The organism is Baekduia sp. Peel2402 (assembly GCF_052567285.1).
The window spans coordinates 2,919,092-2,939,154 of the sequence record NZ_CP199582.1 but is presented as its reverse complement, the minus strand read 5'-3'; the positions used below and the strand labels follow the sequence as shown (position 1 = coordinate 2,939,154).

Annotated in this window: 23 protein-coding genes; 15 read left to right on the top strand and 8 right to left on the bottom strand. The window is 72.3% G+C overall.

Annotation, left to right across the window (positions count from 1 at the left end; genetic code table 11):
* Nucleotides 1-41: 41 nt before the first annotated feature.
* The 3 genes from ACT01A_RS14385 to ACT01A_RS14375 form a co-directional block, all read right to left on the bottom strand.
* Nucleotides 42-791 (bottom strand): hypothetical protein, encoded by a 750-nt coding sequence (locus ACT01A_RS14385; RefSeq protein WP_445147775.1) that lies wholly within the window; start codon nucleotides 789-791, stop codon nucleotides 42-44.
* 327 nt (nucleotides 792-1,118) lie between these two features.
* Nucleotides 1,119-1,685: a hypothetical protein gene (locus ACT01A_RS14380; RefSeq protein WP_445147774.1), complete on the bottom strand. Its 567-nt coding sequence runs from the start codon at nucleotides 1,683-1,685 to the stop codon at nucleotides 1,119-1,121.
* 222 nt (nucleotides 1,686-1,907) lie between these two features.
* Nucleotides 1,908-2,339, bottom strand: coding sequence for a hypothetical protein (locus ACT01A_RS14375; RefSeq protein ID WP_445147773.1), 432 nt, complete (start codon nucleotides 2,337-2,339; stop codon nucleotides 1,908-1,910).
* A gap of 192 nt (nucleotides 2,340-2,531) precedes the next feature.
* Between ACT01A_RS14375 and ACT01A_RS14370 the strand changes: the two genes are divergently transcribed.
* From ACT01A_RS14370 to ACT01A_RS14325, 10 genes are all read left to right on the top strand, one after another.
* Nucleotides 2,532-4,661 carry a hypothetical protein gene (locus ACT01A_RS14370; protein WP_445147772.1) on the top strand — a complete coding sequence of 710 codons (2,130 nt, stop codon included), beginning with the start codon at nucleotides 2,532-2,534 and terminating at the stop codon, nucleotides 4,659-4,661.
* Nucleotides 4,662-4,710: 49 nt separating this feature from the next.
* A complete protein-coding gene (locus ACT01A_RS14365) occupies nucleotides 4,711-6,093 on the top strand; it encodes a hypothetical protein (protein ID WP_445147771.1) in 1,383 nt (460 codons plus the stop codon).
* Nucleotides 6,090-6,926: a hypothetical protein gene (locus ACT01A_RS14360; protein ID WP_445147770.1), complete on the top strand. Its 837-nt coding sequence runs from the start codon at nucleotides 6,090-6,092 to the stop codon at nucleotides 6,924-6,926. The genes ACT01A_RS14365 and ACT01A_RS14360 overlap by 4 nt, the downstream gene beginning before the upstream one ends.
* Before the next feature lie 35 nt (nucleotides 6,927-6,961).
* Nucleotides 6,962-7,231, top strand: a complete 270-nt coding sequence (locus ACT01A_RS14355) for an EsaB/YukD family protein (protein ID WP_445147769.1) — start codon at nucleotides 6,962-6,964, stop codon at nucleotides 7,229-7,231.
* A gap of 1 nt (nucleotide 7,232) precedes the next feature.
* Nucleotides 7,233-7,991, top strand: coding sequence for a hypothetical protein (locus tag ACT01A_RS14350; RefSeq protein ID WP_445147768.1), 759 nt, complete (start codon nucleotides 7,233-7,235; stop codon nucleotides 7,989-7,991).
* 5 nt (nucleotides 7,992-7,996) lie between these two features.
* Nucleotides 7,997-8,875 (top strand): Mov34/MPN/PAD-1 family protein, encoded by an 879-nt coding sequence (locus ACT01A_RS14345; protein ID WP_445147767.1) that lies wholly within the window; start codon nucleotides 7,997-7,999, stop codon nucleotides 8,873-8,875.
* Nucleotides 8,872-9,291 (top strand): hypothetical protein, encoded by a 420-nt coding sequence (locus tag ACT01A_RS14340; RefSeq protein ID WP_445147766.1) that lies wholly within the window; start codon nucleotides 8,872-8,874, stop codon nucleotides 9,289-9,291. The genes ACT01A_RS14345 and ACT01A_RS14340 overlap by 4 nt, the downstream gene beginning before the upstream one ends.
* An 18-nt stretch (nucleotides 9,292-9,309) precedes the next feature.
* Nucleotides 9,310-10,494, top strand: a complete 1,185-nt coding sequence (locus ACT01A_RS14335; RefSeq protein ID WP_445147765.1) for a ThiF family adenylyltransferase — start codon at nucleotides 9,310-9,312, stop codon at nucleotides 10,492-10,494.
* 76 nt (nucleotides 10,495-10,570) lie between these two features.
* Nucleotides 10,571-11,821, top strand: a complete 1,251-nt coding sequence (locus ACT01A_RS14330; RefSeq protein WP_445147764.1) for a GAF domain-containing protein — start codon at nucleotides 10,571-10,573, stop codon at nucleotides 11,819-11,821.
* On the top strand, nucleotides 11,822-12,253 hold the full coding sequence (locus ACT01A_RS14325) for an SRPBCC family protein (RefSeq protein ID WP_445147763.1): 432 nt from the start codon (nucleotides 11,822-11,824) through the stop codon (nucleotides 12,251-12,253). It begins immediately after the preceding gene.
* Here the strand turns inward: ACT01A_RS14325 and ACT01A_RS14320 are convergent.
* The 4 genes from ACT01A_RS14320 to thiE are packed head-to-tail and all read right to left on the bottom strand — an operon-like array spanning nucleotide 12,195 to nucleotide 15,504.
* Complete coding sequence (locus ACT01A_RS14320) at nucleotides 12,195-12,413, bottom strand: hypothetical protein (protein ID WP_445147762.1); 219 nt, start codon at nucleotides 12,411-12,413, stop codon at nucleotides 12,195-12,197. The genes ACT01A_RS14325 and ACT01A_RS14320 overlap by 59 nt on opposite strands.
* Nucleotides 12,410-13,006, bottom strand: a complete 597-nt coding sequence (locus tag ACT01A_RS14315) for a DsbA family protein (RefSeq protein WP_445147761.1) — start codon at nucleotides 13,004-13,006, stop codon at nucleotides 12,410-12,412. Before ACT01A_RS14315 ends, ACT01A_RS14320 begins: the two co-directional genes overlap by 4 nt.
* Nucleotides 13,007-13,023: 17 nt before the next feature.
* Entirely contained in the window at nucleotides 13,024-14,364 is a 1,341-nt protein-coding gene (gene lpdA, locus ACT01A_RS14310) for a dihydrolipoyl dehydrogenase (protein WP_445147760.1), read from the bottom strand.
* A gap of 51 nt (nucleotides 14,365-14,415) precedes the next feature.
* Nucleotides 14,416-15,504, bottom strand: a complete 1,089-nt coding sequence (thiE, locus tag ACT01A_RS14305; RefSeq protein WP_445147759.1) for a thiamine phosphate synthase — start codon at nucleotides 15,502-15,504, stop codon at nucleotides 14,416-14,418.
* Nucleotides 15,505-15,552: 48 nt separating this feature from the next.
* Here thiE and thiO point away from each other — a divergent pair, with 48 nt between their 5' ends.
* The 5 genes from thiO to ACT01A_RS14280 are packed head-to-tail and all read left to right on the top strand — an operon-like array spanning nucleotide 15,553 to nucleotide 18,617.
* Entirely contained in the window at nucleotides 15,553-16,653 is a 1,101-nt protein-coding gene (gene thiO, locus ACT01A_RS14300; protein ID WP_445147758.1) for a glycine oxidase ThiO, read from the top strand.
* The gene (gene thiS, locus ACT01A_RS14295) at nucleotides 16,650-16,850 is read left to right on the top strand and encodes a sulfur carrier protein ThiS (RefSeq protein WP_445147757.1); all 201 of its coding nucleotides are present in this window, start codon (nucleotides 16,650-16,652) and stop codon (nucleotides 16,848-16,850) included. Before thiO ends, thiS begins: the two co-directional genes overlap by 4 nt.
* Complete coding sequence (locus ACT01A_RS14290; protein WP_445147756.1) at nucleotides 16,847-17,665, top strand: thiazole synthase; 819 nt, start codon at nucleotides 16,847-16,849, stop codon at nucleotides 17,663-17,665. The genes thiS and ACT01A_RS14290 overlap by 4 nt, the downstream gene beginning before the upstream one ends.
* Nucleotides 17,662-18,150: an ester cyclase gene (locus tag ACT01A_RS14285; protein ID WP_445147755.1), complete on the top strand. Its 489-nt coding sequence runs from the start codon at nucleotides 17,662-17,664 to the stop codon at nucleotides 18,148-18,150. Before ACT01A_RS14290 ends, ACT01A_RS14285 begins: the two co-directional genes overlap by 4 nt.
* The gene (locus ACT01A_RS14280; RefSeq protein ID WP_445147754.1) at nucleotides 18,147-18,617 is read left to right on the top strand and encodes a hypothetical protein; all 471 of its coding nucleotides are present in this window, start codon (nucleotides 18,147-18,149) and stop codon (nucleotides 18,615-18,617) included. Before ACT01A_RS14285 ends, ACT01A_RS14280 begins: the two co-directional genes overlap by 4 nt.
* Here the strand turns inward: ACT01A_RS14280 and ACT01A_RS14275 are convergent, their stop codons facing one another.
* Nucleotides 18,618-20,060, bottom strand: a complete 1,443-nt coding sequence (locus tag ACT01A_RS14275) for a glycine-rich protein (RefSeq protein WP_445147753.1) — start codon at nucleotides 20,058-20,060, stop codon at nucleotides 18,618-18,620.
* Nucleotides 20,061-20,063 lie beyond the last annotated feature (3 nt).

Genomic DNA, 20,063 nt, shown 5'->3' with positions numbered 1-20,063 from the left:
CACACGCCTCTTAGGCCGAGATCTGCCGAGGAGGCAGTCGATCAAGTCATCGAGCGGAGCTGCACGGCACGCGTCTGGACCGCATCACGGCAGGCGCTGCAGGAGCCGAGATGCGCCGTGATGCGATCGTCGACGTCGACGCCGAGGACCGCGACCTCGCGGGCGACGTAGAGGTCGATGCGGGGCGTGCTGAGGTGGACCGCCGCAGCCCCGGCGAAGGGGTGGGCGCCAGTCCGGCGTTCGGTCGACCGAGTCGCGCCGGCCAGGGACCGGACGAGGCGTGCGGCGCGAGAGATCTCTCCGAGGCGCATCGACTCGGCGGCGCTCCACTGGTCGGCCTCGAGCACTAGCAGCAGACGGAGGTCGACCGCCGACGCGGCGGTGCGATCCTCCAGCAGGTCGACGCAGACGCGCACGACCTCGCGCTGCTGGTCCACAGGGCCGACGACGTCGGTCAACTCGTTGACCAGGCTGAGGAAGGCACTGCAGTTCTGCAGGCGATCGAGCTCCACGGCCCTGAAGTCGTCGAACGACCGAACCCGGCATCCCAGGCGTCGAAGCAGCTCCTCGTCATCCCAGCGCGTGGTGTCCCGGAGGCGCTCCGCGGCCGCGATGATCTCCTCGACGATGTCCCACTTCTCGCTAGAGAAACTGTCGGCGACGACCGAGCGTAAGTCGGGGTTGAGCAACAGCGGCGAGAGCGACTCAAGGTCGCGTATCGGATCGGCGGTCTTCGCCGAGGCGCGATGCTCGCCATCGCCAGGTTGGTAGGGGGTCTCGTTCCAGCCCATCGTCAGATCAGGTAGGTCGACTGCCCCTGGCTAGGCATGAGCCAGCCTACTCCGATCTGGCCGGAATGGGGAGCGAAGTCCTAGCCTAATCGGATTCGCTGACCGGCTGTCGCCTCCTTCCCGGCGGATACGGTCCTTGCCAGCCTGCGGAACGGAGGTCGTCAAAGAAGTCGAGGATCACTTCATCGACCTCCGCAAGGGTCATTCCGGGCACTCGATGGCGGCCGTCAGCGAGGTAGATGCCGGCGTGGATCGCGACCCGATGCCGCGCGCAGCGGCCATGGAGGCACGCAAGCCAGATGCGGTCGTCTTGGTGGAGCATGGGGTTCACAGGCGCTTGCAGAACCGGCCGTAAGCCTGGCGCGTCGCCGTATCGCTCTTGCCGACCAGCGCGCCGACGTCGCGGAAGTCGAGCTCGGCGAAGAGCCGGAGCAGGACGATGTCCTGGACCTCGTCGGTGGTCCGCGCGAGTGCGTGGACCAGGTGGGCGAGCGCCTCGGTCAGCGCCACGCCCTCCAGGGCCTGGAGCTCGACGTCCAGCTCTGCGCAGACGGCCTCGTCGAGGGACTTGGCGTTGAGCGGGTGGTTCAGGCGCGGGCGACGGCTCCCGTCGGGGAGCACCTCGGCTTCGAAGCGCTTCTTGCGCAGGTACGAGTACTCGCCCCGCACGACCTCACGCGCGAACCGAGGGAGCTCGACGGCCGCCGCGTACCGGGTCCCGCTGCCAGGGAGCACGTCGCGGCGAAGCTTGTCGTACAACCTGATCTCGGCCTTCTCCACCGCCTCCAGCCAGAGCGGGTCACGCGGAGAGGTCGTGGCGATGCGCCGGCAGATCTCGTGGATCTGCCGCCAGCGCGGATCGTCGTCGCCGGCGGCGACGATCATGTGCTTCATCTCGGCATGCCTCCCAGTTCGACGCCCACGCCATGACTCTGGTGGCGGGCATGCGTCCTGGGAGAGCCGAGCCGAGGGGATCCGGGGCGGATCCGGGGGATCGATCCGGGCCGCGATCCGGCTTGGCCGGCGATCCGCCCCGGAGTTCCCTGAACTCCTGTTTCCGGTTAGCTTAGCTGCGTGGAAGACGGCCCCGCGGAGCGCAACCGGAAGGACGTCATCCTAGATGCGCTCAAGGAGGCCTTCGGGCAGTTGGTCTCGCGCGAAGAGCTCCTCCGCCGTTGCCGGGAGGCGGGCCACCCGATCGAAGACGAACGCCTCAAGAAGATCAAGCACGACCTCGTCCGCCGGGACGGCTATGACATCACGCATGGCGAGGTCGAAGGGCCCTCCGGGCGCAGGATCCCGGCCTACAAGCTGACCGGCTACCCCGCGGCTCGGCGGGACCTCCCCGAGCCTCCCACCCCGTTCTACGGGCGGAAGGCCGAGGTCCGCGCGGTGATCGAGCGCCTCTGTCCTGGAGCGGTCGTGACCCTTCACGGCGTTCACGGGTACGGGAAGAGCGCGATCGCGAAGTCCGTCCTGCGGCGCTTGATCGACGAGCCGGCCGCGTGGCTGACCGAGGTCGAGTACCTCGGGCTCACCACGGGACATCGCGGAGAGCGTTGCATCCCGAAGCTCGCCCAGGACCTCGGCATCCCGCAGGCCGACGCGGTCAGCGAGATCGAGAAGGTGCTATCGCAGCGCGGCCGGCTCGTCGTCATCGATCAGGCGGAGCTCTCGCTGGCCGTCTGCCGGGACCTGGCGGCGCGGCTCACCGCCGAAGGCCGGCAGGTCGCCGTCCTGGTGACCTCAGCGGCGCTCCTGGGGTTGGAGAACGAGGTCCGCGTCCCCGTCGCCGGGCTCGATTGCGGGGTGCCCGGCGAAGCGCACGAGAGCGTGCCGGATGCCGTCCAGCTGTTCCTCGACCACGTTCCGAAGGCGCCGCCTCCCAGCCCCGAGCAGATCGAGTCGATCGCCGACTACTGCCGCAGCCGCCGCGGCAACCCGCTGTTGATCTCGCTCGCCGCCCACGGGCTCAAGGGCTTCCGCGGTCTGGGGGATCTCTCGGAGATCGACCTGGAGCGCGACTTCCTGCGGCCGGTGCGCATCGAGTTCGACGGGTTCAGCCCGGATCAGCAGACGGCGCTCGCACGGCTCAGCCTCCTGCACAGCCCGTGGTCGCTCGACGACGAGACCGCCCGGGTGGTCGGCGTCGCGGTGGACGTGCTCGACGAGCTGCTCGCCCCCTTCGTGGGGGCGGCGATCCAACGGGTGTCGTCGGTCCTCGATCGTGAGCCGCGATTCGAGATGGAGCCGTTCGTGCAGACGGTGGCCCGAGAGAAGTTCAACGCGTCGCGGGCGGTGCAGGGCGACGCGATCAAGGAAGTCGTCGCCTTTGTGGACCGACGGCTGGAGCCGGCGCCGGGAATGCAGGCACGGACGTTCTGGGGCATCGATCGCCACTACGAGACGATCATGCACGCGTTCTCGCTGGTTGATCGTCCCGCCGCCCTGATGATGGCCGAGCGCCTGCTTCCCTTCTGGCAGGCGAGGGGCCTCTTCGTCGACGCGGACGAGATCCTCGGACAGCTCGCGGACCGCCGGAGGCGGACCGGCGCGCGCTCGGAGAGCGAGCGGCGCCTGAACGCGCGGATCCTCGCGATGCGCGGCTACGTCCGCTGCTTCATGACGCGCGGCGCCTTCGAGGGGCCGTCGGCAAACGAGCTGCTCACCAGCGCGCTGGAGATCGGGTCGGGCGATCCCATGGCCTTCGGCCTCGCCCATCTCGCGTTGACTGTCCTGCACCAGGACGAGCAGCACCTGGAGCCCTGCGTGAACCTCGGCGACGCGCTTCCGGCCTGGGTGGCGGCGGACCTGCGCGTGCAGCAGGGCTGGGCGCATTACCGGGCGTCGCGGTTCGTGGAGGCGCGAAGCGCGTTCAAGGAAGCGCGCGCCATCGCGCGCGACGTCGAGCCCCGGTCGGATGGCGAGGCCATGCTCGGTCTGGCCTGGACCGCCCGTCGGCAGTGCTACATCGAGACGGCCGAGGACTGGTCGGACACCGCGCGGCGGATCGGTGAGCAGTTGCAGGACGTGACGCTGATCCTGGACGCGATCAACGCCCGCGTCGAGTTCTTCGTCGCTCGCGGCCGGACCGCGCAGGCCGAGGAGGAGCTTGCCACCGCCGACCAGCTGCTTCTGAAAGGCGGTCTCGAGCGGATCCGAGGGCGGATCGAGGGCAGCCGAGGGCAGGTGCTGCGGGGATTCGCCACGACCGAACCGGGTCTCGAACGGCCACGCGAGCTGGCCAGGCAGTCGCTTGCCGTGGCGGAGCGCCTGAACCTCCGGCAGGATCAGATGTGGCGGTATTTCGACCTTGGGAACATTGCCTCGCTGTCAGGGGACACGGCCCAGGCGCGCGCGTCGTTCGAACGCGGGCACGCGCTGGCGGTCGACCCGGCGCTTGGGCCGCCCGACCGCTGGCAGGAGTCACGCTTCCGTCAGCGGCTCGCCCGCCTCGAGCTCGTCGATGGGCAGGAGGTCCCCGCGATCGCCGAGCTGCTCGACGTCGCCGATGTGCAGCTCGGGCTCGGGGTCCTAGATGACCTCACCTGGACGCTGGTGGATCTCGAGGTCGGCGCGGTCGGCCAGGGGCGACACCACGCGGCGGAGGTCCTGCGCGGAGCGCGCGTCGCCCTGTGCGGAACGATCAAGATCGGCATGAGCCGCACGGACGAAGACCTCGAGAGCCTCGACAAGTACTCGGAGCAGATCAAGGCGGCCGGCGGCGAGGTCGAGCACGTCCTCGGCGTGGAGGCGCGGCAGGCCGCGCACGCGATCGGCGAGGCGGCGGCTGCCGGGGCCCCAGAGGACGTCACGGGGTTGAAGAGGCTCCTCACCGAGACGCGGAGGGTGCTGCTCCCGGGCGTCTGATCCGAAAAGTCCTGTCACATCGCGCCGAGTCGCAGCGGTTTGGCAAAGCGTGACCGTCTTCCTGCTTGCGTGCGTGGTCCTGATGCTCGGCGTCGTGGTCGCTCGCCGCCGCCACGCGCGCACCGTCGCGGTGGAGACCGACGCGCTCGGGCAGGCGATCGCGGGTGACGTCGACTCGGGGCACGCGGATCCCCTTCTGCCCCATCCCGAAGTTCGGGCGATGCTGTCGGCCAGCGAGTCGCGCATCATCCGGCGGGCGCGACCGTGGTTGACGGTCTGCGCCTGGTTCGGCGGCAGGATGCAGCTCGAAGATGAGCGGAGCGAGCGTGCTCCGCTGATGCTCGCCGAGGCCGAGGCCAAGTCCGAGGCAGGCGGCGTTCGGAACTGGCGGAGCAATGCCGCGGCGCGGACGGGGCGTGTCCTGCTGGTGCTGCTCGCGACCGCGCTGGGCGCGGTGCTCGCCGAGCCGGCGCTCTCGACGCTCGGCTTCAGCGACCAGGCCTTGCCGGTCGTCGCCGTGCTCGTCGCCGGCGTGTTCGCGGCGCTGTTCGCCGTCGCCTTCCGGATCAACGGCGCGATCCGCGCCGATCTCGGGCGCGCCGACCTGAGCGACGCCGACCGCGTGCTGATTCGTCGTCGGCGGCGCTGGGTTTTCGGGATCCTGGCGCTGGCAATCCCGGCTCTGGCCGCGACCGCGATCTGCCGTGAGCACAACACGCGGATCAAGGCGGCGCAGGAAACCGCCCCGCTGGCGAGCCTGTGCGAGGTCGGCACCACGGCCGGCGCCCCTGCCACGCTGTCCAGCGGCCCGAAGGCGGCGCGCACCAGCTCTGCGGCGACGTCGTCCGAAGCCTGCGCCGGCGGAGAGGACGGGCAGTCCGAGGCTCCTTGGGCGTGGTGGATGGCGGTGCTCGAGCTGCCCGTCCTCGCGACCCTCGCGTTGGCGGAGTCGCTCAGCGGAGCCGCATCCGCCGCCCGGGACGCCGAGCGCCGTCGTCGCCGGTTGTCGCGCCAAGCGCACCGTCACCGGCGCCGTTGGCGCTTGCGCCTGCTGGTCACGGACATGGCTTACCGTCAGCTCGATCTGCTGGTGGGACAGGAGCGGCGCGCGCTGGCGGAACGCCTCGACCGGCTTGACGCGAGCTACTGCCGCGCCCGCAAGACTCCGCCCGAGGGCCGCCTCGCCTGGCCCGACGAGCTGGTCGCCGACCCATATGGCGACCTCCTCCTCCATCGCCTCACCACGCCGCCCGAGACCGTCGTCGGCTTGCGCACGGTGCCGGCGATCCCGTTGAGCGGAGCGACGGGCCGCGGCGCCGCCCGTCCACCCAAGGTGAAGTGGAACGACCTCGACCGGCCCGTTGGGCGGCCGGCCGAGCGCCCGCTGTTCGCCATCGAGGGCCCGGCGAGCACCGGGCAGGAGGCGTCATGACCTGCAAGCTCCGTCTGGCGGCCGCGGTCGCCCTTGCGCTCAGCGCGACCGGATGCGGCGCCGTCGAAGCGGTGCAGAAGGGCCTGGGCACCGGCTCGGCGACCTCACGCGCGGGACGCATGTGCTTCGTGCGCGACGCGACGTTCTCCGGGGCGGTGAATGGTCGTGCGTACATGGCCGTCATCCGCGCCGAGCTGCCCCAGATCATCGCGGATGAGGGCCCCGAAAGCGTCTGCGTGGTCGACGTGACCGGCAACCCGTCGGTCTCGAGCAGCGTCTACCGCTTTCCGCTCGTGTCGCACGCGAGCAGTTTGGCCATGCGGCGGCGCGAGACCAACGTCCGCCTGGCCGAGCTGCAGCGCCTGCTCATCGCGCCCTACCGTCGTCCTCCGAAGTGCCTGGCGCACCCCGGAGCGGCCGGCCAAGGCGCAGCCTCGGGCGCGCGCGGGCACCGGCCGCTCGCTGGTCCGAGCCACGCGAGCGGCGTCTTCGAGACCTTCTTGCTCGCGGCCCGATCGGGCGGCCTTCGCCCTGGTGATCGAATCGTCGGGCTGACCGATGGGATCGAGCGCCGCGGCGACGTCAACCTGACCGTCACCCCGTTGCTGGCCCTGACGCGCGAGCAACCGGCGGGGCGTCTCGCGGTCTTCGGCCGTCTCGTCCGCCAGGGCGCAGCGCCCCACGACGCGCTCAGGGGCATCAGGGTGGAGCTCCCTGCCCCTGGCTCACCGGTCTGTGGGGCTCCGTACTCGGAAAGTCGAGGAGAGCAGATCCGCCTGCTGTGGGAGCGGGACTGGGCGCGGCGCACCGGTGCCGTAGTGCAGTGGAAATAGCAGCACCGACCATACCCCAACGAAAGGAACAGCACATGATGACCGCGCAGATGCTCCGCATCACTTGCCATGAGAAGGGAAGGCCGGACAGCTTCGAGGCCGACGTCGCTGACGACTGCACGGTCGACGAGATCGTCGCAGGGCTCATTGAGGCCGAGTACCTGACCGGCCCCACGCCCACCGACCGCTACACGCTCGTCAACGGTCGGACAGGTGAGGCGTTGCCGGCCGACGGCACGCTCCTGGCCGCCGGGGTGCGTGACGGCGATGTGCTGACCGTGACCAAGACGCACCACGGCGCCTAGGATGGCCCGGCTCTCATCAGGGCAGCTGGACAGCCGTCTGCGCGTTGACGAGCGCACCTCGGCGCTCATCAACGAGGATCCAGCACCGATCATGATCACCGCGCATGCAACGGCCCACGACGCCATGCGCGGTTCGGCGGTGATCCCCGCCGAGTCCACGACGCGCCCCCCGGAGCATTATCGGGTGGTGTACGACTTCGAGACGCTCGTGGCGCCCGACCGCCGGAGCCGGCCCACCATCGTCCACATCGACCTCCTGGCCAACGGCAACTACCCGTTCACCGAGCCGATCTGCCGCGTGGTGGGCAGCAAGGTTCCGTGGACCCCCCATTTCGACGCGAACTGGCCGATCTGCCTCGGTCACGGCTGGTCTGCGCACGGCGACAAGCTGCTCGTTGACCTCATCGTCCACATCGCGCGGCTCCTCAACTTCGATGAGCCCCAACCCGTCGAGGGGTACCACGGCTTCAACGCCGCCGCGCTGCAGTGGTGGACGGGCAACGGCCATCGCCCGCTCGACCCAGACCTCCGATTGCCCATCATTGATCCGAACGCGGCAAGCGGTCGCGCGCCCGGCCGGATCCGGCCGCTGCGGACATCGCGGTTTCGCCCGGTGGAGGATCCACGCGGCTCTTCGACGCCGGCGCTCCGGCGCTTCGCACCGGCTGGCGCGCCGGAGGCTCCGGTGCGCGACGCGGTCTTGATCCCGGCTGCCCACGCGTCGATCGGCGGGAGTCGCTTCCGCCCTGTGGGACGGTGACGCCTGTGGGGACGCAGCTCGTCGCGGCCGGGCGCTTCCATGGCAGGACGGTGAACGCCGGCCTGCCCGTGCGCCCGCGGCCGATCGGCAGCGGATGGCATGTCTGGCGGACCGCGGACGGGCGCTCCGCGATCGTGGCCGAGGGCGTCGTGGCGGTCATCCGAGCGGTGGAGCGGGACGAGTCGCCGCAAGAGACGGGCGGGATCCTGTTCGGCCGCGGGTTCCGTGACTGGGCGGGGGAGTACGTCCTCGTGACGCACGCCGAGCGCCCTCACCGGGGCGAGGTGCTGGGCACCGTGTCGACCGTCGCGATCACGGCCGAGGGTGCGGCGGCGATGGGCCGGCGCGCGCAGCAGGCCCAGCCTGTGGCCGACGTAGTTGGCTGGTACCACACCCATCCCTCCTACGCGGCGTACTTCAGCGACGTCGATCGCGCGGAGCAGCGGCGATGGCCGTCGCCGCTGGCCATCGGCCTCGTGATGTCAGGCCGCGATGACGCCGAGCCTCGCTACAGCGTGTTCGTGGGCCCTGAGTCGGCAGCGACGGTTCGTCCGCCGGCCGGCCCGGCGCCAGCGGCGGAGCTCGAGGTCATGGACCTGGACGAGTTCCTCGACCTCCCGGACCGCGTCGGCGCGCCGGAGCCGGACCCTCCGCCTGGCCTTCTGCCACGGGTCGCGCGGCGCCGCAGGCTCGCCTTCGCGTTGACGCTGATGACCCTCGTCCTGGTGGAGCTGGCGGTGATCGTCGTGATGGCGCTGCCCTCTGGGACGTCTGAGCCGGTGGCCCGCGAACGTCCCTCTGGCGGAGCTGGGCCCTTTCAAGGGGCGTTGACCGCGCCGCAGGGACCGGGCTTCACGGCGCGTCAAGGCTGGTTTTCGCCATGACGCAGGGCACCATGGTCTTCCTTATGGCGAGCGCGGCGCTGGTCCTGGCGCTGGCGGCGCTGGTGGCCGCGGTCCTCGTCGTGCGCGCTGGCGGGCATCGCGCCGACGAGCGCGCGCCGGTCCCGACGGTCGCGGTGGCGGCGCGTCGCATGGTGCCGCGGGGGACCGTTCCGTGGAACGGTGTCGCTCCCGCGCCTCGCGTCTTCGGCGACGCCCGGCCTCTCGGCGACGGACCGACGATCGGCGGGGCGGGACGGATCCGGCAGGTCCCCAGCACCCGGGTCTTCGTGGCCGAGCCGGAGCCTGCTCGCGTGCACGGCCTCGATGGCCGGCTGTCCGGCCGGGTGATGGTCAACCCGGATGCGCTCTGCACGGTCTGCGGCGCGCGGCTCTCCGACTGCGGCGGCCATTCCTAGAGAGGAGCGTGAACCACGATGTCCATCAGCCCACCCGAGCTCGACCTGCACAGCCGCTCGAGGCTCGCGGGGTACGAGCCGGCGCGGCTCGACGCGACGGTGCTGATCGTCGGCATGGGGGCGCTCGGGCAGAACACGGCGCTCAACCTCGCGCTGAGCGGGGTCCGCGAGGTCCGTGTCGTCGACGCCGACCGTTTCGAGGCGCACAACCGGACCCGCAGCCCGTTGTACCCGGCGGAGGGCGGGGCGGGCGCGCCGAAGGCCACGGCGACGGCTGCCGGCCTGCTCCGGAGCGTCACCCACCCCGCGGCGGTCGTGCGCTTCGCCGACGCTTGGATCGAGGACCTCGGCGCGGCGGCGTTCGATGACGTGTCGGTCGTCGTGTCCTGCGTCGACTCCGGGACGGCGCGGGCGTACCTCGCCGACCGCTGCTCCGAGCTCGGCCTGCCGCTCGTGGAGGCCGGCTTCGAAGGGCCCGAGGTCAACGTGGCGGTCTTCCCGCCTGCGCCCGAGGGCGAGCCTGGCGAGGTCGCGTGCTGGCGCTGCGGCTCCGCGGTCCAAGGCGAGACGATGTCCTGTCGAGTGCGTGCCGCCGCGGCAGAGGCCGCCGGCGTGGTCCCGGCCATCCAGACGGCGGCGGCCGTCCTTGGAGGGTTGCAGGCCGAGGCCGTGATCGAGGTGCTGCACGGACGGGTCACGCGGGCGCGGCGCATGTGGCTGGACATCCGGACCGGAGCGTCGCTCACGGCGGACCTGCCGGTGTCCGAGTCGTGCTCAGGCACCCACCGGCGGCTCCCGCAGGTCCGGTCGGTCAGCGCGACCGTCGCGACGTCGCTGGGCGAGCTCGTTGAGATCGCCCACGACCAGCTCGGCGAGGACGCCACGCTCGAGCTGCCTTCGCCGTGGGTCGAGCACGGGGTGTGCGTCGGCTGTGGTTCCGTGATGCGGCTCGAAGCCCCGGGCTTCGCGTACACGCGCGCGCCGTACTGCCACGCGTGCGGCGGTCCCTGGGACGTCGTGAACCTGTCGCCGGGCGAGATGGCCAACCCCGTCAGCCGGGTACGGGCCGGTGACCCGCTCCTGGGACGGTCCGCCGGCGCCGTGGGCTTCGCCCCCGGGGATCTCGTAGCGGTCTCCAGAGGTGACGACGAGCTGGCGCTGCGCCTCGACGGTGGTGCCCAGGACCTCTTCGAGCTGATTTGAAGATGAGGTTCGCGTCAGGTTCCCCGCGCTGGGTTGCAACTGGGTTGCGAGGGGCGTAGAACCATTCACGGGTCGTATGAGCCATTGGACCGCGCTTCCAGCGACGGGCGATCGGCGCCACCGCGCGCTGCGCTTGGCACGCGCGCACGACGCCGTCCTGTCCGGAGCCGAACCGCCGCCGGACGTGCGAGGGGTCATCGCCGATTCGTGGCGTCGCTGCACCGCCGCCGGGATCGACCCGATGCGCGGGCTCGCGCCGCTCGCGCTGGCGGGCGACGAGGCGTCTGACCGCTGGTCGCGCAGCCCGCTGGCCGCCGCCGAGCCCGTGCTGCGCGACCTGCTCCAGGACGTCCGCGCCGAGGGCGAGCAGGTCCTCCTGGTCTGCGACGCCGATGGCACGCTGTTGTGGATCGACGGCGACGCGCGGCTGATGGACCAGGCGACCGAGGTCCACCTGATGCGCGGCGCGCGCTGGAGCGAGGCCGACGCCGGGACCAACGCGATGGGCACCGCGCTCGCGCTCGACCACGCGCTGCAGGTCTTCAGCGCCGAGCACTTCGCCACGCCCGTCCACGGTTGGACCTGTAGCGCCGCGCCGCTGCACGATCCGCGCACGGGGGAGCTGCTCGGCGTCCTGGATCTCAGCGGCCCGTTGCAGACCGCGCACCCGCACTCGCTGGCGCTGGTCAACGCGGCGGCGCGGATGGTCGAGGCGGTGCTCGCACAGCGCGCGGTGATGCTGCCGCGGAAGGCGGCGGGCGCGGACGCGGGTGCGCTGACCGTCCGCGTCCTCGCGCGCGACCGTGCCGAGGTGACGCTGCCCGACGGCCGCGCGGTGACTCTGTCACGCCGCCACAGCGAGTTGATGGTCTTGCTTGCGCTGCGCCCCGACGGCATGACCGCCGAGGAGGTCGCGATCGCGCTGCACGGCGACTTCGGCAAGCCGGTCACCGCCCGCGCCGAGCTGTCGCGGTTGCGGAGGATCCTCGGCGCCACGACCCTGCTCGCCGAGCCCTATCGCCTCGCGACCCCGCCGCACGCCGACTTCCTGACGGCAGGCGACCGCGACCTCGCCGCCTACCCCGGACCCCTCCTCCCGCGCTCCGAGGTCCCGCTCGTCGTCGAGGCCCGCGAAGCCCTCGACCATCGCATCCGCGGCACCGTCCTGCGCTCTGCCGACCCCGCCCTCCTCGATCGCTGGGTCACCTCCGCGGCCGGTCGCGACGACCTCGAGGCCATCCGCCGCCTCGTCGGCCTACTGCCGGGCGACGACCCGCGCCGCCCGGCGGCGCTGAGCCATCTGCGGCGGCTGGTCCGTACCGCCTGAGTGCTGCGTTACGACAACGCATTGACCGCCGGGAGCGAGGCGATCGCGTGGGACCTGCTCGCCCGGCCGGAGCGCTGGCACGAGTGGGCGCCGCACCTGCGGGGCGCGTGGGGGCTGAGTGAGGACGCGACCGGCGAGGTGCGGCCCGGCGCGCGCGGGGCGGTGAGGCTCCTCGGCGCGGTGCCGGTCCCCGTGGTGATCACCGCGAAGGATGCGACCAGGCGATCCTGGTCCTGGCGCGTGGCCGGCGTGGTCGACATGGACCACCGCGTCGAGCCCGGGCGCGTGGTGATCGAGATCCGGGCGCCGCGGGCGCTCGAGGCCGCGCTCGGTGTGACCTACGGTCCGCTGGTCGAGCTGCTGCTGAAGCGGCTCAGTCGAAGTGCTGCGGCTCAGCCACGGCCCACTGGTACAGGAACTCCTGCGGGCTGAGGCGGTCGAGGTCGCGGATCAGCGCCTCGTGCATGCGGCGGCGTTGGCGGGTGGTGCAGTCCCAGAAGAGGATGCCTTCGCCCTCGGCGAGGTCGACGACCTCGATGGAGTCGCCGCTGACCAGGACCTCGTAGCGCGCACGAGCGCGCGCACCGCTCATGGCTTCACCGTATCCAGCGCGGCGTCCCCGGCAAGCAATTCCCCGTTCGGGGTCCAGACGGTGGGGACGCTGACCACGCCGCGAGCTACGGCGGCCTCGGTCGCCTCGTCCAGGGCGCGCGCCACGGCGTCGCGCTCCAAGGCTTGCAACACGGCGCGCGGATGCATCTCGCAGGCGCTCGCCGCGATCAACACGACGTCGGTGTCGCCCAGGTCCGCACCGCCCGCGAACGCCTGGCGGAAGGCGGCGAGCGAGAACGCCACCGCGCGCCCGATCTGCTTGGCGTAGGTCGCCGCACGCAGCGCCAGCTCGGAGTCAAAGCCCTCCGGCGGCCAGCGCACGCCCTGCAACATCCGCGCGGCCGCCACACGCTCGATCTCGCCCTGGGCCACCGCGCGCTCCTCAGCGCAGCGGAAGCCGTCGTCCCACGCGCGGGGCGCGCGGATCGGGATCCACTCCGCCGCGAACGGCAGCACGTTCAGCACGCGCTCAGCCGCCAGGTACGCCTCCGGCGAGGCGAAGTCGTAGTAGAACGCGCCCCGGTCGACGGGGCGCGCCTCTGCTCCTTGGTGGTGCGTAACGTCGAGCGACACGACGAGCGGCGGCGCGGCTAGCCGTGGATCAGCCAGCCGTCGGCCGCACGCGCGGCCTCCATGACACCCTCGCTCAGCGTCGGGTGGCCGTGGACGATCCGCGCGACCTCCGGGAAGCCGCCCTCGAGCACCTTGGCGTTGACCAGCTCCTGGATGAGCTCGGTCGCCTTGGTGCCGACGACGTGGCCGCCGAGCATCTCGCCGTACTTCTTGTCGCCGACGATCTTGATGACGCCGGTGCGGTCGCCGTAGACCGTGCCCGCGCCGACCGCGCCGTACTGGACCTTGCCGACGACGACGTCGTAGCCCTGCTCGCGCGCCTGCTCCTCGGTCAGCCCGAAGGAGGCGACGTTGGGCGTGCAGAACGTCGCGCGCGGGATGTCGAGGTAGGGGATCGGGTGCGTCTTCTGGCCCGCGGCGTCCTCGACGGCGATGATGCCCTCGTCGCTCGCCTTGTGCGCCAAAGCCGGGCCGGGGACGAGGTCGCCGATGGCGTACACCTTGGCCTTGCTCGTCCGCAGCGCGCCGTCGACCTTGATCAGGCCGTTCTCGGTCAGCTCGATGCCCGCCGCGTCCAAGCCCAGCGCCTCGACGTCGGGACCGCGGCCTGCGGCGATCACCACGTAGTCGTAGCTCCCCGTGTCGGCCGCGTCGAAGAAGGTGTTGGTCTTGACCTCGATGCCCTGCTTCTTGAAGCCGCGAGCGGCGGCCTTAGAGATGTCGGCGTCCTCGGTCGGCAGCACGCGGTCCAGGCCCTCGTACAAGGTCACCTGCGTGCCGAGCCGCTGGTAGGCCGAGGCGATCTCGGTGCCCGACGCGCCCGCGCCGATCACGGCCAGCGTCGACGGCAGCGCGTCCAGCGCCCACGCCTCCTCGGTCCCGATCACGTTGCCGCCGTAGTCCAGACCCGGCAGCGGCTTGCGCACGGAGCCGGTCGCCAGCACGACGCCCTTGGACGCCGTGTAGACCGTGTCGCCGACCTTGACGTCGCCGTCGGCCGTCAGCGACGCCTCGCCGCTGATGACCTCGACGCCGTTCTTCTTGAACAACCCCGACACGCCGCCGGTGAGCGTCGTGATGACCTTCTTGCGCCGCTCGCCGATCGCGCCGAAGTCGACCGTCACCTCGCCGCCGACCGTGATCCCGAACTCGTCGGCCTCGCGGACCTCGGACAGGATGTCGGCCGAGCGCAGCACGGCCTTGGCGGGGATGCAGGCGTAGTTCAGGCAACGGCCGCCAACGACGTCGTCGCGCTCGACCACCGCCGTCTTCATCCCAAGCTGGGCGGAGCGCACGGCAGCCACGTAGCCGCCGGGGCCCGAGCCAATGACGATGACATCGAACGTCGTGTCGGACATAGCTCGGAATGTAGCGAACGGGTGGTCCGACCCTACCTGCGGTCGGACGGCTTAAACGGGCGTAACAGGCACCTGGAGCCGCGCGAGCACGCGCACGAGCTTCCAGAACAGCCAGCCGGCCGAGACGATCACGCCCAGCGACAGCGCCACGTCCCCGATCGACGACGCGCGCAGCAGAAACAGGAAGAAGAAGACGACCAGGACGGCGAGCAGGATCTGGAACAGCAGGACCGCGAGGTAGCGCTTGGCCCACATGCCCCACGCGGCCGCGAACATCAGCGCGCAGTAGACCAGCAGCGTGCCCGCCCCGCCCGTGCCGCTGTGGCCGGTGACCGCCAACACGAGGTTGGTGAGGCCGAGCAGGACCGCGACCCCGACGGCCACCAACAGCGGCGTCGGGCGCTCGCCCTCCGGGATCGGCTCCAGCGTCGCCTGGATCTCTGCCGTGCGCTCGGCGGACGACTTGCGCGGGCGCCGCACGTTCGGCGGCCCGACCTCCAGCTTGTCGTCCAGCCGGCGCGCCACGGCCTCCGGGTCGACGGCCTCGGCGATCGCCCGCACGATCGCGACGCGGTTGGCGCCCGCGGTCATCACGGCGTTGATGGTGGTCTCGTCGACGCCGCCGATCGCGAACCACGGCAGCGTCGCGTTGCGCGCCGCGTAGGTCACCAGGTCGGTCCCGACCGCGGGGCGGCCGGGCTTGGTCGGCGTGACGTGCACCGGCCCGACGCCGATGTAGTCGACCCCGGCCGCGTGCGCCGCGTCGACCTGTTCGGGCGAGTGCGTGGACAACCCGACCAGCGCGTCGGGCCCGACGATCCGCCGCGCCTCGGCGACCGGCGTGTCGTCCTGGCCGACGTGCACGCCGTCGGCGCCCGCGGCCGCCACCAGGTCCGGGCGGTCGTTGAGGATGAACAGCGCGCCCGCGATCTCGCACCACTCCGCCGCCTCGGCCGCGGCCGCGAGGATCTCCTCGTCGGTGGCGTCCTTGCAGCGCAGCTGGAAGACGTCGACGCCGCCGCGCAGCGCGGGACCCAGCACGTCGCCGAGCGGCCGCCCGCCGGGGCGCGCGTCGCAGATCAGGTAGAGGCGCGCGCCGGCCAGCCGCGCGCGCCGACGCTCCAACACCGTCGAGGCCATTCGCGACGGGAGTCTGCCACTCCGCAATGGCGATACGCTCGGACGCGGGTGAGCACGGAGCTTCCACGGGTGGACGTCGCGGTCGTCGGCGGCGGCGTCATCGGCCTCGCGGCCGCGTGGCGCGCGCGCCAGCGCGGGTTGGAGGTCGCCGTGCTCGAACGCGAGGCCGGCCTGGGCACCGGCGCCTCGCGCGCCGCCGCCGGGATGCTCGCGCCCGTCGCCGAGGCCGACCTCAACGAGCGCGACCTGCTGCTCGCCAACCTGGAGAGCGCGCGCCGCTGGCCGGCGTTCGCGGCCGAGCTGGCCGACGTCACCGGCATCGACGTTGGCTACCGCGCCTGCGGCACGCTGCTCGTCGCCCGTGACCGCGACGAGGCCGAGCACGTCGAGCGCGAGCGTGATGCCCGCGAGCGCCTCGGCCTGCGCGTCGAGCGGATGCTCGGGAGCGCGGCGCGGCGGATCGAGCCCGCGCTGGCGCCGTCGCTGCGCCTGGCCGTCGAGCTGCCCGACGACCACGCGGTCGAGCCGCTGCGCGTTGTCGCGGCGCTGGCCGAGGCGTGCGTTCGCGCGGGCGTTCATGTACGTACCGGCGTCGAGGTGAACCCCGACCTCTCCACGATCCCCGCCGAGCGCGTCGTGATCGCCGCCGGTGCCTGGTCGGGCGCGCTGGGCGACGTGCCGGTCCGCCCGGTCAAGGGCCAGTCGCTGCGCCTGCGCGACCCGTCCGGGCCCGGCCTCTGCGACCACGTCCTGCGCTTCGAAGGCGGCTACCTCGTACCGCGCGGTGACGGTCGCTACTACCTCGGCGCGACCGTCGAGGAGCGCGGCTTTGACACCGCGATCACCGCGCTCGGCGTCTACGAGCTGCTGCGCGAGGCGTCGGAGATCCTGCCCGGGATCCTGGAGCTGGAGATCGAGGAGGCGCTGACCGGCTTCCGCCCCGGCACGCCCGACAACGCGCCGGTGATCGGCGTCGACCCGCGCGACGAGCGGATCGTGTGGGCGACCGGCCACTACCGCAACGGGATCCTGCTGTGCCCGGTGACCGCCGACCTGGTCGCCGCCGCGCTGACCGGCGAGGCGTCCGAGCACGCGGGCCTGCGCCCGGACCGCTTCGCCACCGCGCCGCAGGAGGCCGCCACACCGTGAGCATCTACGTCAACGGCTCCGAGTCGGAGATCGCACCCGGCACCACGGTGAGCGGGCTGCTCGACGCGCTCGACGCGCCCACCCGCGGCGTCGCGGTCGCGGTTGACACCGAGGTCGTCCCGCGCGGGGAGTGGGAGTCGTTCGCGATCCCCGACGACTCCCGCGTTGAAGTGCTCATCGCGGTTCAGGGAGGATGATCGTGGACACCATGCGCATCGCCGGTCACGAGTTCTCATCGCGGTTGATCCTGGGCACGGGCGGCTTTCCGCGCCTGGAGACGCTCGCCGAGGCGATCCGGGAGTCGCAGACCGAGATGGTCACGGTCGCGCTGCGGCGGATCGATCCGGCTGCGCGCGGGTCGCTTGTCGATGTCCTTGACGCGGCGGGTGTGCGCGTCCTGCCGAACACCGCCGGGTGCTACACGGCGCGCGACGCGGTGCTGACCGCCAAGCTCGCCCGCGAGGCGTTCGAGACCGAGTGGGTCAAGTTGGAGGTCATCGGCGACGAGCGCACGCTGCTACCCGACGCGGTCGAGCTGGTCGCCGCGGCCGAGGAGCTCGTCGACGAGGGCTTCATCGTGCTGCCGTACACGACCGACGACCCAGTGCTGGCCAAGCGCCTGGAGGACGTCGGCTGCGCGGCGATCATGCCGTTGGGCTCGCCGATCGGCTCGGGCATGGGCATCAACAACGCGTACAACATCAGGTTGATTCGCGAGCAGACCGCGCTGCCGGTGATCCTCGACGCGGGCGTCGGGACGGCGAGCGACGCGGCGCTGGCGCTGGAGCTGGGCTGCGACGGCGTGCTGTGCGCGTCGGCGATCTCCCGCGCGGAGGACCCGGTCGCGATGGCGCGCGCGATCCGGCTGGCGGTCGAGGCGGGCTGGCTGGCGCGCAACGCCGGGCGGATCCCGCACCGCACGCACGCCCAGGCGTCCACGCAGGAAGACGGCACCGCCGAGTTCGTTCACCCGAGCGACCCCGCGCGGGCGATTCCAGGCGGCGAAGCTTGAGCAGCAGCGGCGTCGGCGCGCTCCTCGACGGCTTCCAGACGGCGCTCGTCGGGCGCGACCGCGCGGCGTTCGCGTCGGTCTGCGCGCTGGACGTCCACTACGAGGACCCGCTCACCGGCCCCGCGCTGCGCGGCGTCGACGCGCTCGGCGACCACGTCGCGCGCCTCTGGGTCGCGGTCCCGGACGCGACGGTCGAGAAGGCCGGCGAGCGCCTGAGCGACGGCCGCTACGTCGCGGCGCCGATCCGGATCTCGGGCACGCACACCGGCGAGCTGCCGGACATGCCGCCGACGCGCAAGCGCTTCTCCGTGCACGCCGTCCTCTACTGCGAGCTCGACCCGCCGCGCGAGCGCCTCTGGCGGGTCCGCGGCTTCTTCGACCTCTACGACGCCTCGGTGCAGCTCGGCGTGCTGCCCGGCCACGGCGGCGTCGGCGAGCGCGCGCTGATGATGCTGCGCGGCTTCGGGCTCCGGGCGCGGTCGTGACCGAGGCGCCACGGTCCGGCGGGCTGTACGGGACGGTCCTCGTGCTCGCCGTGGTCATCGCGCTCACCAAGTCCGGCCACGCCGAGGCCGAGATCGTCCTCGGCGGCGTGCTGATCACCACGTTGGTGTTCTACGTCGTGCACGTCTACGCCGACGTGCTCGCCGCCCGCGTGACGTCGCCCGACCGCTCCTGGACCTCCCTCGCCCGCGAGATCGGCCACGAGGAGATCGCGATCGTCGAGGCCGCGATCCTGCCCTGTCTCCCGCTGCTGCTTGGGACGCTCGGCGTCCTGGACCGCGAGGCCGCCTCGTGGGGCGCGATCGGCTGCGGCCTGGTCTCGCTCTTCGGCTGGGGCCTGCTCGTCGGCCGCGCGCTGGGCTACGACGGCGTCCGCTCGCTGCTGTTCGGCGCGGCCAACGTGGCGCTAGGTGGGTTGATGGTGCTCTTGAAAGTGCTCGTGCATTAACTAGCCGACGACCACCGGCCGCGTCACCGTGCGGGCGCCGGGGCGGGTGAGCGTGAGCTTCGTGTAGCGGCCCGCGGCGACCTTGCGCGTCGTCGTCAGCAGGATCTGCGTGTCGGACTTCGTGACGCGCGCGGTGCCGGTCCCGTACTGGGCGTTCTTGTTGGTCAAGGAGGCGTTGTACAAGGACTTGCCCGGAAGCGTCGCGCCGGCGGGGACCGAGACCGAGCGGCAGCGCAGGACCTTCGCGGGGCCGGTGTGGCAGGTCAACAGCGCCATGCGCTTGCCGGTCGCCGCGGCCGGCGGCGGCGTGGTGGTCGCGGGCGTGGGCGCCGCGAGCGTCTGCGTGACGTAGGTGATCGCCGGGGCGGCGGTCGTGGTCTTCGCGTCTCCCTCGTCGCTCGCGGACGCGGCGGGCGTGCCGGTGCCGCTCAGCGCCACCGCCAGCGGGCCGGCCGGGTCGTCGGTCGTGATCGTCAGCGTCGCGGTGGTCTGGCCGGTCGCGCCTGGGAAGAACAGGACGGGGATGCGGCAGGCCCAGACCGCGCCGATGCAGTTCGTGGTGCCAAGCAGGAAGTCCGCGGAGCCCGGGCCGGTGATCGCCGGCGGCGTGAAGTCGAGCGCGAAGGGGCCGTATCCGGAGTCGGTGAGCACGACCTGGCGGACGGCGAGGCCACCGACTCGCTGCGTGCCGAAGTCGACGTCGTCGGCGTGGACGGTGGGCGGGCCGGTGGTGATGGTCGCGGACCCGTCCTGGTCGTACCAGGCCAGGTCGAAGGTGCCGTTGGCCGCCGGGGCGAGCACGGCGCTGGAGCCGCCGCCACCGCCCGCGCCACCCGCGCCTCCTCCTCCGCCGAAGACGCCGCCGCCACCTGCTCCGCCGTTGGTCGCGGCGGCGCCGCCCAGCCCGAGGACGCCGTCCGCGCCGCCCCCGCCGCCGAGGCCGCCCGCGGTCGCGATCGCGCCGTGGCCGGGCGTCGCGCCCATGCCGCCGGCCGCGACGGGCGCGGTGGCGTCGCCGCCGAATTGAGAGCCGGTGCCTCCGCCTCCGCCCCCGGCCACGACGACTCGCGAGGCAAGCGACCCCGGCACGAGCCGGATGTCGGTCGCGCCTCCGCCGCCGATGCCACTGGGCGAGCTGCCGCCGCCGTTGAAGCCGCCGGTCGGGTCCCCGTTCCCGGGATGGCCGCCGACGTTGACGTACAGGATCTCGCCCGGAGTCACGGGCAGGTCGGCCTCGACGGCCGCGCCGCGACCGCCGATCCAGGCTGCGCGGCCGCCCGACGGGCCCTCGGCCTTGATGTGGACCTGGGTCACGCCCGCGGGGACCGTGTAGGTCTGCTCGGTGCCGGTGGGGCTGAAGTAGGTGCTCTGGCCTGCGAGGGCGCAAGGCGCCGCGAGCAGCGAGGCGCCGAGCACGACGAGGACGATCGGCTTGCGCGACATGGT